We start from the raw sequence: 14,784 nt of genomic DNA, 5'->3' as shown, positions 1-14,784 counted from the left end.
AAGTTATTTTCGAGTATCCCATACTCGTTTTCAACTTAAAGGTGTTTTTTATTTGTCTCACTTTATGGGGTCAGTCCAAGACTGCATCTCTTGGCTTTTTTTATTCTCTTTAGCAAGAAGTAATGGCCTCTGCTCTGATTTCTTGCCATTCCTTGCTCCTTTTAACTTGCTGAGGTAAAAGCGAATTTCTGTCATCTTTCTTGTTTTTAATGTTTATTCCTCTAGAAGGCGGTCTAAAGGAGTAGCAGACACAACGCGAGGAGGGTGCAAAATGCATAATGAACATGTTGTCAAGCAGATGGTGAATGAGACAAAGAAGCAAGAACAAGCGAAAGGGAACACGAAAGGAATCCAGTGGTGGCAGCTTTCGCTGATTGGCATCGGCTCGATTATCGGGGCGGGTTTTTTATTAGGGACGGGACTTACCATTAAGACGGCCGGCACTTCTATGATTTTTGCTTATCTTTTAGGAGGGATTATTGCGTTCCTGGCCTTCAGTGCTTTGGCGGAGATGTCAGTTCACGATCCTCAGGAAGGCTCATTCCGGACGTATGCCAAACTCGCTTTTGGGCATCGGATGGGATTTGTCAGCGGATGGATGTATTGGATTTCCGGTGTGCTGATTATGTCGAGTGAAGTGACAGCTTTGTCCATTTTCACTCAGTACTGGTTTCACGATGTTCCATTATGGGTTTTTGCGATTATTTATTCGGTGCTCGCCCTTGGAATCAATCTTTTAGGGATGAGCAACTTCGGAAAAGTCGAGACGGTATTTGCTGTGATTAAATTGTCCACTTTAGTGATTTTTATCTTGTTTGGCGTCTTGCTTCTTTTAGGGGTTATTTCCCCGGGGGCCGCCAAGATGCATGCAGGGTCTGTTTTTCATATGTCTAATATGTTTCCGCACGGCTTTACCGGCTGGTGGTCTTCTCTTATTTTTGCCCTATTTTCTTTTGGGGGAATTGCCGTCATTGGAGTGACTTCCACCGAGCTTAAGCATAAGGAAGATGTCAGTAAATCAGGGATTGCTTTAATCATCACATTAGTATGTCTATATGTCCTTTCTCTCTTTATGGTTGTATCAATGGTTTCTTGGACGAAGATTGGCGAGGGAGAGAGTCCATTCGTAACAGCGTTATCAAACTTCCCGATTCCTTATTTGGGGACCATTTTTAATATCATTATTATTAGTGCGGCATTTTCAACGATGGTCGGGTCGCTGTTTTCTATTACAAAGGTTTTAATCTCCTTGTCAAAGGATGGGGATGCACCAAAGTCGTTGTCTCATATAACCGAAAAAGGAGTTCCTTTGCGAGCGCTGATCCTTGGAATATCCGGGCTGGCTGCGTCTGTTATTGTTTCTTTCTTTCTGCCGAGTACCGTGTATGAGTATCTAACCACCGCAGCAGGAGTAACGCTGATTTTGAATTGGTGTATCATTTTATCTTCCCAAATTAAACACCGGAAGACTTATATGACCAGGGAAGCTGTACACACTTTTAAAATGGCGGGGGCACCTTTTACCTCCTATACTGGAATTTTATTAATTGCCTTTGTTCTATGCGGCGCGCTTCTCCGAGCTAATGAGCGATATGGCCTATTTATCAGTCTGGGAATTGTTCTAATGATCTTCTTGGCTTCTGCTTTCTTTACAAAAGAGAGAAGGGGGTAAAAAGATGGGACTTGGAATGATGTTAATTAAACTTGCCAGTGGTTTTGTGGCTCTTGTGATTTGTATGAAGTGGACAGGTACAAAAGGAATCTCTAATTTGACTCCTATTGACTTTATCTGAAGTATTATGCTTTCGGAAATATTTGGAAACGGCCTTTATGATCCACAAGTGAAATGGTATGTCGTGTTGATCATGCTCCTGGCATGGTGTGCGATCAAATTACTGTTTGATAAAATTATGTTTCATACAGATAAGGTGGAAATTTTTATATCTGGAAAGGAAGTTTTAATTATTCGTGATGGAGAACTTGATCATAAGATGCTCGAAAAGAATTGCCTAGATTTGAGAGATTTAAAAGAAGCATTAAGAAAGCAAAGCATCTTTTCCATCAATGAAGTGGAACATGCGTATTTAGAAAAGGATGGAAGTATAACAGTCAAAAAGAAAGCGGCATTTGAACCGGTTACAAAGGGCGATTTAAATATAAAGGTTAAATGATAGCTATTCGATTAACATTGGTTTAAGGAAATAGAGAAAAGGGAAAAGCGTAGGACGGAAGAAAATAGATAGAAGGAGGAGTCTTTCATGGCTAATAACAATGAGAAAGATAAAATGACAGTCGAAGAGGCTGGCCGCAAAGGCGGAGAGACTACAGCCCGTAAACATGGCAAGGAATTTTACCAGGAAATCGGAGAAAAAGGCGGCGAAGCACGCGCTGAACAGCGTGAGAACGACGATGATAATAAATAAAATGAGGAAGCTGTTCTATTAGTCAGTAAACATGACTTTTAGAACAGCTTCTTTTTTCTATAGTAAACATCGTTCCTATGGGTTTGAATATATTTCCATAAAGGAAAAATAATCTTTAGAGAAAAGGTAAAAAAGCCAGGCGGACTACCTGGCCTTCAAAGTATGATAGTTAAGGAATAAGGGGGAAAAGCATTTTATGATCTTGTCTTGTTATAGGGGACAACAGAGATTATGCGGTACCGCAGCTTAGACAGACTCGTATTAATAAGTTGTTGTGATAGAGTGTATTGAGTAGGAAGCATTTAAAGAGGACTTAAATCCAAAGAGCAACGTCTATTAAACATGATCCTGGGGAGTGCTTGTGTTTCTGGCTTGCTAAATGACTTTTCGTGGGATATCTTGACAGTCAAAGAGAAGCACACATCAACACACTGATGACTTTCTCATCTATATAACCAATCATTCTCTCTTTCCTTATTTTCTAATATAATGATTCTGCGATGGATCTTATTCTACTAGTGCTATTCATAAGGGGACACAAAAGAGAGTAATAAAAACTTTATAAAATGTTAATTCTTACAAGAAGTGCAATGAGGACTTGCAACAGCAATTGAATATTTACAACTAGGTCAGTATCAGTTGTTGTAATTCTGACGCCTCTTGAGTTCTCAACGTATGTTTGCTGCCGATTTACTTGGCTTGATTTTAGTCTTCCCAATAAATCTTGTGTAATTCTTTCGGCTTTTTCACTATCCGCAATTGATATGCTGATAACTAATGCGATGGCAGCTTGGAGCGCTACTTGCACAGAGAGTGAAGCTTGTGTGTCAGTTGTTACAATCTCCACATCTGCCGAGTCAATGACGATAATCTGCTCAAAAGATTGTTGGATTGTTTCAATTGTCCCAGTTAAATCCTGATTCTCATTGCTTAATGGATGACTTGATGAGGGGTCTAACGCACTCCAACTTCTATGGCATCTTCTTTCAGTTAGATCCATACCCTGCACTTCAGGGGCTTCACCGGCCCATACCCTACTTTCCTTCATTCTTTATTTCTCCTTATCATTTTTTATTTTTCCTAATGACCTATTTCTCGACATTTTTTGTTAGATTCTCTACGTTCTTTTTTAAATCTTTTAAGAGATTTTGTAATTCTTTCTTTTCACGTGCACTTAGTTTTGGTTTGTTCATTTTTGCCCCATGCTTCTTAAACAATTCACCAATCAAAAGGTCCATACTGGTTCTTGTGATTGAATCCTGTTGTTTGCCAAATTTCCCTGCCACTTAAACCCCTCCTTAATCATTTATCTACTGTTAAGATATGTACGGTGGAGGACAGATGTATGGATGCTTGTACTGAGTTATTTGCCTTTTTCTACAGGGCACCGTGTATCGCTCATCTTTTGTTTTAAGCTGTTCGTAAATTTAGTCCATTACACAACGATAAGCAAAGCATTAATTATTCATGACAATGTCCACAAAATGAGAGACATGAGGCAGCATGTCGATTTCCTTTTTTCTTGTACAAAGATAGGTAGGCCGCTTAATATCAATATCTTTAACATAGACCCTTGCGACCTGTTTTTGCTGAATATAGTCGGCTACAGCGATGGAGGGAGCCAGCATGACGCCAAAACCCGCGGCAACTGTTCGGATCGATTCATTTAATCCATATAGCTGCATGCCGATCTTTGGCAGAGGGGTTTTATGAAGATTGCATAAGGCAAGCAACAAATCTTTAGTGGAGCTGCCTTTTTCCCTTAAAATAAATGGCTCATCCATTAACTTTTCAAATGAAATGGTTTCTTCAGCAAGATGGTGATGGGAGGGAACAATAAAACAATATTCCAAATCCATTAGGAATTGATAATCCAAATCGGGGTGATGCTTGCTTTCTTCAATAACGAAAGCTAGATCGGCTTTATAGTGAAGCAGCTGCTCGATGACTTGCTGTGTATTTTCTGTTTTTACATTAATCATGACAGATGGATACGTTTCTTTGTAATGACACAACCATTTAGGCAATAGGAAATTGGCCGGCACGTAGGAGGCGGCAATATTTAAGTCATCTACTCCTGAATCTTTTATTTGGTCTATCTTATTTTCTATGTCATTCTCCAGATCAAACAGTCTCTGTGCTTGTTTATAGAGAAACTCACCATTAGGTGTAAGGGTGATTCCTCTTCCTTTTGATTCAATTAGCGTAAATCCCATTTCTTTTTCTAAATTCCGAATTTGAATGGTAACAGCTGGCTGACTAATTCTAAGGATAGCTGCTGCTTTGGAAACACTTTTCAATTCAGCCACTTTTGTAAATAAGCGAAGTGCGTGTATATTCATCTTTAAATCCCTACCTATAAATATAATTTATAAAACAATATAAATTATATATTATATTTATTGTTTTTACTTTTGTATTCTTTATATAGAGGAATAAAAATCTACAGATTTCACAACAGATGACTAACAGGGAGTTATAAACATGAAAATTGTTGTACCAAAGCCTTTTATGTATAAGGCAAAGACAAGAGCTGTTCTTTTACTTCATGGTTTTACCGGCAATACGATTGATGTCAAAATGCTCGGAAGGTATTTGCAGGAATACGGTTATACTTGTCATGCTCCCTTATATAGAGGGCATGGAGCAGATCCAGATCGACTCATTCAAACAGGTCCTGAAGATTGGTGGAGAGATGCAGTAGATGGGTATGACCATCTGACTTCAGAGGGATATGAGGAAATCGCTGTTATTGGTATTTCATTGGGAGGAACCTTCGCTTTAAAATTGGCTTCTTTTTTAAAAGTGAAGGCGGTTGTCTCGATATGTGCCCCTGTCTTAGCAAAAGATATCGAGGGTTTATATAGACGTGTGAACGATTACGCAGAAGGATATAAAAAATTTGAAGGGAAAAGTGATGGACAAATACGAGTTGAAATGAAAGACTTCACTAACATGCCAGTGGCTTCTTTGCAGGACTTACAGCAACTTATTAGTCAGGTGAAAAATAGCTTAAAGGCGATTGCCTCTCCTGTTTTTGTTTTGCAGGGGAGATTGGACCATCCTGTCTATAGAGAAAGTGCGGATATTATCTTCAATACAGTGAATGTAGAAAATAAGCTTATTCGTTGGTATGAAGATTCGGGTCATATTATTACACTAGGGAAGGAACGCCAACAGGTGTATGAAGACGTCCGTGTGTTTCTAGATTCCCTCGAATGGAAAAGACAGAGTGAATCTGATGATAACCATGAGTAAAGACAAACAGGCTGCCATGAACAAAGAGCATATCCAACAAGGCACGCCAGCCTTCAAAAAAGCTAATTTTGCATTATTTGCCGCTGGTTTTATTACGTTTGCCAACCTATATATTACCCAGCCGCTCTTGCCAATCTTCACGAAGGAGTTCCATGTCACACCAACAATGGCCAGCTTGTCTTTATCGTTAACTACACTTTCGCTGGCATTTGGTCTGCTTATTTTCGGTTCTCTTTCCGAGGCATGGGGACGAAAAAATATCATGTCCATTTGCATTGTCATAGCCTCTCTGTTAACTTTGGTCGTCGCATTTTCACCGTCTTTTAAGCTTCTTCTTACGCTGAGGATTATACAGGGGTTTGCTTTTGCTGGAATTCCTTCTATTGCTATGGCTTATTTAGGGGAAGAAATAGAGGGAAGAAGCTTAGGTGTGGCCATGGGTCTTTATATTAGTGGAAATTCCATCGGTGGACTTGCAGGAAGAGTGCTTATGGGAACGATAACTGATCTTGTTTCCTGGACAGCAGGTATGATTTTGCTAGGAAGCATCAGTCTAATTGCCTGTGTGTATTTTATGTGGGCGCTTCCGCCTTCCAAGCATTTTGTCTCACAGCCATTAGCTTTAAGGCCGCTGTTCCGGTCGCTCATGTCTCATTTGAAAGACCCGGTCTTAGTGTCATTGTTCTTAATCGCTTTTTTCTTGATGGGTAGTTTTGTAACTGTGTTTAATTATCTTGGTTTTAAGCTGACGGAACCGCCTTATTATTTAAGCATGACAATTATCGGCTGGATTTTTCTTGTTTATTTAGTAGGCACATTTAGTTCAACTTGGTTTGGCATACTTGCTGACAGGTATGGACGCCCTTTATTGATACTGACGGGCACGGTGCTTATGCTGTGCGGTGTGTTACTGACCTTGCCCATACCAATATTTTATAAACTGATTGGTATTGTCATATTTACATTCGGATTCTTTGGCGCCCATTCTGTTGCGAGCGGGCTAGTAAGCCGACATGCCACGCACGATATTGCTCAAGCCTCGTCCCTTTATTTATTTGCCTATTATTTAGGATCAAGTGTCGGTGGAGCAACAGGCGGTGTGTTTTGGTCGCTCTTTGGGTGGTCTGGAGTGACAAGCTTTACTATAGGGTTATTAATCATCTCTCTTCTTTTAGTTCTAAGGGTAAAAAAACTATCCAAGGCCTGATAGGAAAAGGGATTGGGTAATAGAGAAAGAAGCTAATCCCTACTCTATCCCCTTGTTAAAAGCCTTCTTTTTACTTATTATAGTTAACCGGATTTGGCTCGTCACCTTTGCTGGTAAATGATAGAATACAAGTGACAGAGGTTTAGAGGCAGGGGAGGTAAAGTGTGATGCAGGTTATTCGCACCTTGATTGTAGATGATCATGCTATCGTTAGAATGGGTGTAAAAATGCTTCTCGGAAAGCAGGAAAATATTGAAGTGGTGGGTGAAGCGGCTGATGGGCAAGAAGCTGTTGAGAAGGCGTTGTCTCTAAAGCCGGACCTCGTTATTATGGATCTCAGCATGCCTCCTGGCAAAAATGGTTTAGAAGCCACACGAGAATTAAAACAATCCCTTCCTGAAACCCAGGTTTTAATACTTACCATGCATGATGATGAAGATTATTTGTTTCAGGTGCTGCAAGCAGGCGCTTCAGGCTATATTTTGAAAAACGCACTTGATTCAGAATTGCTTACCGCCGTTAATGCCGTATGGGAAGGGCAAGCTTACTTGCATCCCTCTGCAGCTAAATCATTAGTGGAAGATTTTTTGAAACGAGTGAACTGCGGGGAAGATCTTTCTACCTATAAATTGTTAAGCAACCGGGAAGAGGAAATACTCGTATTCATTGCAAAAGGCTACAGCAATAAAGAAATCGCTGAGATCTTATATATTAGTGTAAAAACGGTGGAGACTCATAAAAGCCGGATAATGGATAAGCTTGGCCTTCAAAAAAGACATGAGCTAGTTGCCTATGCAATGAAAAAGGGGATGCTCAGTCTTGATCATCCCTTATAAACTATATAACGAACCAGAGAATATCAGGGAAAGCCCTGATATTTTTTTGTGTTTTCTGCCTTTATAATAAATAAAAAGTTATGAAAGGAAAGGATGAAGTATGGATAACAATATATTGGTCTATGCAGATAATGCCGAGCATGCACTAGAAGCTGTTAAGCGTGTTGTAAAGTGCGAGTCCGGCCCTTCCACAGCAACCATTACTTTTCTTTATATCCTTCCTGTTTCCGACCATCTGCAGGAAGTTTTTCAGGAGGGAGTGAAGCTTGCGGAGAAGCTTCATGACTACTCAGAATTTTTTCAGGAAGCAGGCAACTATCTCAACGAATTACAAATAAACCACAAGAAAATGGTTCGAATGGGGAACCCTTCCCAAGAAATCGCTTTAATCACCCAGTCGGATTGCTACGATTTGTTGGTTATTGCAAAGACTGCAAGTGAAGAGAGTGTAAAGTTAATTACACAAAAAGCAAAATGTCCTGTTTTCACTTTAAAGAACAACCATGAGGATTAATATTTTAACTGCTGTATAAAGTTTTGTAAGTGTCTGAAATGTTGCACGAGCTGTTTATAAGTGGATAAAGCTGTATCCCAATTTTCTGCTTTGGCCGCTTGTTCTATATCTTTGCTCAATTGGGTGAATTGCTCTGCATAAATGATAGCTGCAGAGCCTTTTAAATTATGCGCAGTTTTTACAGCCAAATCTTCTGAACGTTTCACAATCGATTGATGAAGGCGCTCCATTAAATCTGGAGTTGCTGATAAAAACATCTCCAGAAGCTCCTTTACCATGCTGCTGTCTCCGTAGCTTTTCTCCAGCTGATGGATAGCAATAGGGGCACTTTCCTGACCCTTACTAAGTACATCCACTTTTGTCTCCGGGAGAGACGACTCGCTTTTCGGCATCCAATGCTCAAGGACTTCACGCAGCTTCTCAAGTTTGACCGGCTTGCTTAAATAATCGTCCATGCCTGCCTTCAAATATTTTTCTCTGTCGCTTTTCATAGCATTGGCGGTCATGGCGACGATTGGTATTCGTTTCTCTGACGAGGGACTGTTTCGGATTGCTTTTGTCGCTTCTATTCCATCCATTATGGGCATCTGAATATCCATTAAAATTAAAGCGTAGTCATGTGTAGTTATTTTTTTAACGGCTTCTTGCCCGTTAGTAACGACATCCGCTGTATACCCTAGTTTTTCTAATTGAAATAAGGCCACCTTGCGATTCATCGGGTTGTCTTCTACTAGAAGAATTGGATGGTTCCTATTTATTCTTTCATGCTGACCGGTCATGCTATTCGTTTTCCTTTCCTCATTTGTGCCTTTTTTTGGTAGAGGATGGGCTAGGCTGACTATACAATCGAATAGCTGTGATTGTTTCACTGGCTTTGAAAGGCATGCGTCATACTCAGAGACAATTAAATCGTTGTTTTGTTCATTAAAATCATTAATTAAAATGAGATGAAGCTTTGACAAATAGGGAGTTTGCTTAACGATTTGGATAAACGTAGCAGGGTTCATTCCGAGATTCTCCAGATGAACGATAACGAGGTGATAAGGCTGTCCGTTAACAGCTTCTCTTTGCAGCTCTGCCAGTGCATCGATGCCATTATCAACACTTTTGTTCATCATTCCCCATGAGCTAACATACTTTTGCAAAATCTCACATTCCTCTGGATGATCATCTACAATTAATAGGCGCAGATGCTCCAAGGGCATATCGACCATGCGCTGTTCCATTTGCTTAGATGACTCCTCGATCGAAAACGGCAGGTTAAACCAAAAAGTTGATCCGTTTTCTTTCTCGCTTTCTACGCCTATCTCTCCGTCCATCAGTTCTACTAGCCGTTTTGATATGGCCAGTCCAAGGCCAGTCCCGCCGAATTTGCGAGTGGTCGAACCGTCTGACTGGACAAAAGGTTGAAACAAGCCATCCTGTTCTTCATCTGAAAGGCCAATTCCTGTGTCAATAATGGCAAAATGGATAACGGCTTTCCCGTCCTTGACTTCCTTTAAGATCGCGCGTATAAGGACATTTCCTTTTTCCGTAAATTTAACGGCGTTGTCGGAAAGGTTCAAAAGAACTTGACGCAGCCTCCCGGGATCACCAATAAGCACGTTTGGAATGGAAGGATCTATATAGGTTAGAAGCGATATCTCTTTATGGCGAGCCTTTGGCAATAAGATTTCTGCAATTCCTTCCACTAATGAAGTAGGGGTGAAGGAGACGTGCTCTATCGTCATTTTTCCCGCTTCCATTTTGGAGTAATCAAGAATATCATTAATAATCGTCAGGAGAGCTTGAGACGAATCTCGAATAATGCTGATATATTCCCGTTGCTTATGATTGAGGGGTGTATCCATTAATACATCAACCATTCCAATAATACCGTTCATCGGTGTCCGGATTTCATGACTCATATTTGCAAGAAACTGTGATTTTAACTTCGAAGCTTCAAGAGCGTGGTCTCGGGCTAGTGCTAGCGCCTCTTCCATTTTTTTGCGGTCTGTAATATCAATGCCAGATCCGACTACCTCGATGACAAAGTTGCTTTCAAAAATAGGGGAAAGGGAGATGTAAAATACCTTTCCGGCAAACGACCATTCATAGTTTACATTTTCTCCTTGAAAGGCTCGTTCATGATAGCTTTCTAATTCCATAGCTACATGTTTAGGAAAGATGTCAGATGGCGTTTTGTTTAAAGTGTTCATGGTCGTCAAGCCAATTTCTTGAGCGTTTTGTCCTGCCATTAACGTATAAACGATTTTTCTGTTTCTATCTTTTTTCAATTTAAATATTAGATTTTGCAGGTTTTTTACCGTGTGCTCAAAATTATCTCTGAGTGCTTTTTCCAAAGCTGCTTCTGTTTTTTTCCTTTCTGTAATGTCTTTTACAATACCTACAAAATGCATATCTTCCTCAATGAAAAACTGTGTAACAGCTAAATCCATCGGGAAAGTGGTCCCATCTTTGCGCTTCCCGGTTACTTCACGCCCTATTCCAATAATTTTGGCGTCACCGGTTTCCATGTAGTTGTCGATATACGTATCATGTTGGCTTTTATAAGGCTCGGGCATTAATGTATTTACTGTTTTTCCAATAATCTCCCCAGAAGAATAGCCAAATATCTTTTCTGCAGCTGGGTTGAATGATTCTATAAGTCCTTGCCGGTTGATCGTAATAATTCCGTCTATTACATGATCAATGACCAATTGGGCAATTTGTTCCCATCCATGCTCCTGTTTAGGATTCATTGTGTTCTCCTTTTCGTTAGCAAGCGTTCTTTTTCGTTTCATTTTACAAAAAAATAATGGGCCATTCCATAAATCTGTGTTTAGAAATCAGGAAATAAAGGGAAATTTCATCGTAACTAAGGGAATGCCCTGATACCCGAAAGGTGTTCTTTTTTATATGATGGAATGAAGAACAATAAGAAGATAATGGAGGAGATATATATGACAAAGTACGAGAATATTCTCGTCGCTGTGGATGGCTCGAAGGGAGCACAGCGGGCGTTCGCAAAAGCATTAGATATGGCAGTTAACCAGAAGGCCCGCTTAACGATTGTGCATGTAGTAGATGCTACAGTTTTCCTTCCGGTAGAGCAATACAAAGATATCATTACAGCAGGGTCAGAGGAATACGGCCGGGAGCTGCTTGACCGCTGTGAAAAGGAAGCAAAAGAATTTGGTGTAGAGAACGTTAGGACGGCTCTTGAATTTGGTTCTCCCAAAGGACAGATTCCGGGGGTGGTGGCGACAAAATATGAAGCGGATCTGATTGTCGTAGGCGCGACTGGCTTAAATGCACTAGAGCGCTTCTTATTAGGAAGTGTATCGGAGGCAGTTATTCGCTATGCCCCATGTGATGTTTTAATCGCGAGAGAGTAATCATAAAAAGAAGCGTTAGATAAGCAAGTATTGATGCAGAATCAGGGAATATCCCGATACCTGAAGAACATTCTGTCCTCTATTATAAGAACCGAGAACACAACATTTTTATGGGGGAGATACTTATGGAAAAGTACCAAAACATTCTCGTCGCTGTGGATGGATCAGAGGAAGCAAAGCGGGCATTAACAAAAGCAGCAGGCATGGCAGCCGAAAATAATGCCCACTTAATTATTGTTCACGTAGCGGACCTTAGATATCTTACTAGATTGGAATTGTATGAGCGTTCTATCGTGTCTGAGGCAGAAAAACATGGTCGCGAGATGCTTGATAACTATAAAGAAGAAGCAAAAAAATTTGGCGCAGAGAATATTAGCACAGTCCTTGAGTTTGGCTCTCCTAGAATGGAAATTCCAAAAAACATTGCAGCCAAATATGAAGCAGATTTGATTGTTGTAGGGGCAACGGGTTTAAATGCGGTAGAAAGATTATTAATCGGAAGTGTATCAGAAGCGATTATCCGTCATGCTACCTGTGATGTCCTGATTGCAAGGACAAGAAATAACTAGAGAAAAAGAACCTATTTGAAGTAAACGAGCAGTGAATAAATGGTCATCCCCTCTCACTTCCAGTGTTTGCAGGCATTACACTGGAAGTGAGAGGGGATTTTACTGTACTTAGAAAAATAGGAAAAGCTCAAACGTATTTCCTCACTTGAGAAGGAGCACTTGATTAAACTAAATGTCTCACAAATAAAACCCTGTCTCGATGCAGTCCGTCATAGTTAGAGTAAACTGAAACGCCATCGATTTTTTTATCGCCTTCTTCAATAGCAAAGCCCATCTTGGCATGATAGGCAATCGAAGCCTTATTGACAGGGGAGGTTATACAGCGGACTACATTTCGGCCATGTTGCATAACGGCAGTAAAAAATGATTATACAAATGCTTTCCAATATCATGCCTTCTGTAATCAGGATGAACTCCAACAAAATGAATATAGGCTTCATTTGGGTGGGATTGAGAAAGGAAGCCTATTAGAAAGCCCACAAGCTTGCCATCCTTTTCTGCCATGAAACTTGTATATGTAAAATGGTCAAAGAATAATTTTGGTAACATATCAGCCATATTCCTTCCTCCCCACCATTCATTGATTAGGGGAGAAATGGTGTAATAATCAGGACCTATCACTGAACGAATTTTCATTTATCTCTCCAATTGTGTAAGAAACCACATGCATTCCACTTTACCGTAAAGTGGAATGCATGTGGTTTTTTCGTTCTTCAATTAAAGAAAAAGATGCTTGTTTCGTTGTTTGTGCACTTAAGAGCATGGAACATGAGGAGGGATTTTCACAGTTAATAAAATAAAGGGGTGAAAATTTGTCCCTCTCAAAAAGTAAAAAACTTTACTTTTCTGTATAAAACCTTACAATCACAAGGTTCCTTAAGGGGTTAAAGGTTGTCATGAAGATTGCAATCTAATAAAGTGGATAAAAAAATCAATCTGCAGATAAGCTGTGCTTTTTTGAAAGCGATTGCCGGAATGGATAGACGGGTTAACCGCTCACACATAAGGCAGCATGCCTAGCTGTTTTTAGCGGCCATGCAGAAAGCATATGTTTATGAATTGAGCAAAGGTTTCAAAGGAAAAGGGGAGAGAAAAATGAGTCATGAAATTTTAGTAAAGGCAAATGAGATGAGGAATGAGCTAGTAGGCTATCGCAGATATCTTCATCAAAACCCCGAAATTGGATTTGAACTTCCTAACACTGTCGCTTACGTTGAAAAAATATTGACTGACATGGGAATGAAACCAAAAAAGTAGGAAAAGCCGGTCTTGTCGTAACCATCGGAAATGGCAATGGCAAAACGATTTTGTTACGAGGGGACATGGATGCCCTGCCGATGGAAGAAAACACAGATTTGCCTTTTAAATAATAAATGTTTGGGATGTACATCATAATCTTATCTTCAGCTAAATATGATGAATAGTAAAGTGGAAGTCATGGGGGTGAAATATGCAGAACCAGCCACAGCTGCCTGGCCATGTTAGTGCTGAGCAGTTTAATCAGATGTTGGTCTCTCCTGAATCATTTGCTGCGAAGCCCGAGTCTCTTACTGAACAGATGTTTGTTGAGCGTTCACTGACAGAAAATAGATTTTGGCTCAGGATTATGAAGGAACATGCTTTGTTTTTAGGAGAAGGGTTTAATCGTAAGGATACACAGCTCATACAGCAAACAGACAGGTTTCACTACTATTTTGAACAGCAGGAAAAAAAGGCGCACCAAGTGCCAAACAATGTAGCGCTAGTAAGAAAATTAAATGAGGAAAGCATAGAGCTAGTCCATGGCTTCCGGAACTTCAAAAGAAATTTACTAATCATGATCATAAATTGTAAAGTGAGCGGTTTTAATTTTCCTTTACTTGTTGACCATATTGCAAGGGAAGCCGAGTATTTTATGCGGACGTTAAAAAAGTTTAATAAGGGAATTTTAGAGCCTATTCAGGATGCCATAATTAATGAAAATGTCTTCTGGCTTAGAATCATGATGGAGCATTCCCGCTTTATTTCTTCATTACTGGACCAATCTGAAAGGAACTTAGTTAACACCGCGAGAAAATTTGGAGACGATTTTGAGACACTATTAAATCAAGCAAGAGATGTGGAATCCATGCTGTATCATAAACAGCCAACATACCCAATTATCGGCAGAATGAATAAAGACAGCGAAAATGCTGCTACAGAACTGCGAGCATTCAAGAAAACGGGGCTCGATCTGATTCGCTCTTGCCAGATTCGTAATGTAATCAATCCTTTATTAGCAGACCATGTTTTGCGGGAGGCGGATCATTTCTTGTATATGATTCATGTCCTAGAGGAAAGGCTGAATAAGAAAATGGCGGAGCAGCAGCGCTAACAGTTCTTATCTTTAGAAGAAGTGAGTATATGATGAAGACTGCAAAGGCAGATTTTGTTGATGGATTTATACCAAAACATACTTATGGTTTAGTGGATGACACTTCCGTTGAAGGCGGGCATGTTTATTATTGTAAAGTTGATGGCCAGCGGCACCGTGTGAGAGGCGTCGATCAGCCAAATGCAGGTAATAAAGGTATCAGTTAGCAAGAAGGCCTCCAGGAGCTGATTAAACAGTGGAAGGCCTT

General features: G+C 40.1%; 17 protein-coding genes and 1 pseudogene. 13 read left to right on the top strand and 5 right to left on the bottom strand.

What is annotated here, in order from left to right; genetic code table 11:
- The first annotated feature begins 271 nt into the window (after positions 1–271).
- From ACH0BF_RS21580 to ACH0BF_RS21565, 4 genes are all read left to right on the top strand, one after another.
- On the top strand, positions 272–1,672 hold the full coding sequence (locus ACH0BF_RS21580; RefSeq protein WP_406910248.1) for an amino acid permease: 1,401 nt from the start codon (positions 272–274) through the stop codon (positions 1,670–1,672).
- Positions 1,673–1,676: 4 nt separating this feature from the next.
- Entirely contained in the window at positions 1,677–1,793 is a 117-nt protein-coding gene (locus ACH0BF_RS21575; RefSeq protein WP_406910247.1) for a DUF421 domain-containing protein, read from the top strand.
- 6 nt (positions 1,794–1,799) lie between these two features.
- Entirely contained in the window at positions 1,800–2,171 is a 372-nt protein-coding gene (locus ACH0BF_RS21570) for a DUF421 domain-containing protein (protein WP_406910246.1), read from the top strand.
- A gap of 87 nt (positions 2,172–2,258) precedes the next feature.
- Positions 2,259–2,423 carry a KGG domain-containing protein gene (locus ACH0BF_RS21565; RefSeq protein ID WP_120036119.1) on the top strand — a complete coding sequence of 55 codons (165 nt, stop codon included), beginning with the start codon at positions 2,259–2,261 and terminating at the stop codon, positions 2,421–2,423.
- 559 nt (positions 2,424–2,982) lie between these two features.
- Here the strand turns inward: ACH0BF_RS21565 and ACH0BF_RS21560 are convergent.
- The 3 genes from ACH0BF_RS21560 to ACH0BF_RS21550 form a co-directional block, all read right to left on the bottom strand.
- The gene (locus ACH0BF_RS21560; protein WP_406910245.1) at positions 2,983–3,471 is read right to left on the bottom strand and encodes a spore coat protein; all 489 of its coding nucleotides are present in this window, start codon (positions 3,469–3,471) and stop codon (positions 2,983–2,985) included.
- Between the two features lie 40 nt (positions 3,472–3,511).
- Positions 3,512–3,709, bottom strand: a complete 198-nt coding sequence (locus ACH0BF_RS21555) for a hypothetical protein (RefSeq protein ID WP_120036121.1) — start codon at positions 3,707–3,709, stop codon at positions 3,512–3,514.
- Between the two features lie 171 nt (positions 3,710–3,880).
- On the bottom strand, positions 3,881–4,765 hold the full coding sequence (locus ACH0BF_RS21550) for a LysR family transcriptional regulator (RefSeq protein WP_120036122.1): 885 nt from the start codon (positions 4,763–4,765) through the stop codon (positions 3,881–3,883).
- Between the two features lie 142 nt (positions 4,766–4,907).
- Here ACH0BF_RS21550 and ACH0BF_RS21545 point away from each other — a divergent pair, with 142 nt between their 5' ends.
- The 4 genes from ACH0BF_RS21545 to ACH0BF_RS21530 all read left to right on the top strand — a co-directional run bounded on the left by ACH0BF_RS21545 (position 4,908) and on the right by ACH0BF_RS21530 (position 8,238).
- Positions 4,908–5,681, top strand: coding sequence for an alpha/beta hydrolase (locus tag ACH0BF_RS21545; RefSeq protein WP_340851286.1), 774 nt, complete (start codon positions 4,908–4,910; stop codon positions 5,679–5,681).
- Positions 5,665–6,888, top strand: coding sequence for an MFS transporter (locus ACH0BF_RS21540; RefSeq protein WP_406910250.1), 1,224 nt, complete (start codon positions 5,665–5,667; stop codon positions 6,886–6,888). Before ACH0BF_RS21545 ends, ACH0BF_RS21540 begins: the two co-directional genes overlap by 17 nt.
- 167 nt (positions 6,889–7,055) lie before the next feature.
- Positions 7,056–7,724, top strand: coding sequence for a response regulator transcription factor (locus ACH0BF_RS21535; RefSeq protein WP_406910249.1), 669 nt, complete (start codon positions 7,056–7,058; stop codon positions 7,722–7,724).
- Between the two features lie 100 nt (positions 7,725–7,824).
- Positions 7,825–8,238: a universal stress protein gene (locus ACH0BF_RS21530; RefSeq protein ID WP_340851285.1), complete on the top strand. Its 414-nt coding sequence runs from the start codon at positions 7,825–7,827 to the stop codon at positions 8,236–8,238.
- Here ACH0BF_RS21530 and ACH0BF_RS21525 read toward each other — a convergent pair.
- Entirely contained in the window at positions 8,235–10,979 is a 2,745-nt protein-coding gene (locus ACH0BF_RS21525) for a response regulator (RefSeq protein ID WP_340851284.1), read from the bottom strand. The genes ACH0BF_RS21530 and ACH0BF_RS21525 overlap by 4 nt on opposite strands.
- 201 nt (positions 10,980–11,180) lie before the next feature.
- Here ACH0BF_RS21525 and ACH0BF_RS21520 point away from each other — a divergent pair, with 201 nt between their 5' ends.
- Both ACH0BF_RS21520 and ACH0BF_RS21515 read left to right on the top strand, forming a co-directional pair.
- On the top strand, positions 11,181–11,615 hold the full coding sequence (locus ACH0BF_RS21520) for a universal stress protein (RefSeq protein ID WP_340851283.1): 435 nt from the start codon (positions 11,181–11,183) through the stop codon (positions 11,613–11,615).
- Between the two features lie 125 nt (positions 11,616–11,740).
- Positions 11,741–12,184 carry a universal stress protein gene (locus tag ACH0BF_RS21515; protein ID WP_120036129.1) on the top strand — a complete coding sequence of 148 codons (444 nt, stop codon included), beginning with the start codon at positions 11,741–11,743 and terminating at the stop codon, positions 12,182–12,184.
- A gap of 163 nt (positions 12,185–12,347) precedes the next feature.
- On the opposite strand, the pseudogene ACH0BF_RS21510 reads toward ACH0BF_RS21515, so the two are convergent.
- Positions 12,348–12,820: pseudogene (locus ACH0BF_RS21510) on the bottom strand (GNAT family N-acetyltransferase).
- A gap of 459 nt (positions 12,821–13,279) precedes the next feature.
- Here ACH0BF_RS21510 and ACH0BF_RS21505 point away from each other — a divergent pair.
- The 3 genes from ACH0BF_RS21505 to ACH0BF_RS21495 all read left to right on the top strand — a co-directional run bounded on the left by ACH0BF_RS21505 (position 13,280) and on the right by ACH0BF_RS21495 (position 14,743).
- Positions 13,280–13,441 (top strand): hypothetical protein, encoded by a 162-nt coding sequence (locus ACH0BF_RS21505; RefSeq protein WP_182917080.1) that lies wholly within the window; start codon positions 13,280–13,282, stop codon positions 13,439–13,441.
- A gap of 193 nt (positions 13,442–13,634) precedes the next feature.
- Positions 13,635–14,537 (top strand): DUF2935 domain-containing protein, encoded by a 903-nt coding sequence (locus tag ACH0BF_RS21500; protein WP_120036130.1) that lies wholly within the window; start codon positions 13,635–13,637, stop codon positions 14,535–14,537.
- A 29-nt stretch (positions 14,538–14,566) separates the two neighbouring features.
- Positions 14,567–14,743, top strand: coding sequence for a hypothetical protein (locus ACH0BF_RS21495; protein WP_340851279.1), 177 nt, complete (start codon positions 14,567–14,569; stop codon positions 14,741–14,743).
- The last annotated feature ends 41 nt before the right edge of the window (positions 14,744–14,784 follow it).

Source organism: Pseudobacillus sp. 179-B 2D1 NHS (assembly GCF_045370945.1).
Classification (GTDB): domain Bacteria; phylum Bacillota; class Bacilli; order Bacillales; family Domibacillaceae; genus Pseudobacillus.
Note: the sequence above shows the minus strand (reverse complement) of the source record. Positions and strands in the feature narration are given on the sequence as shown.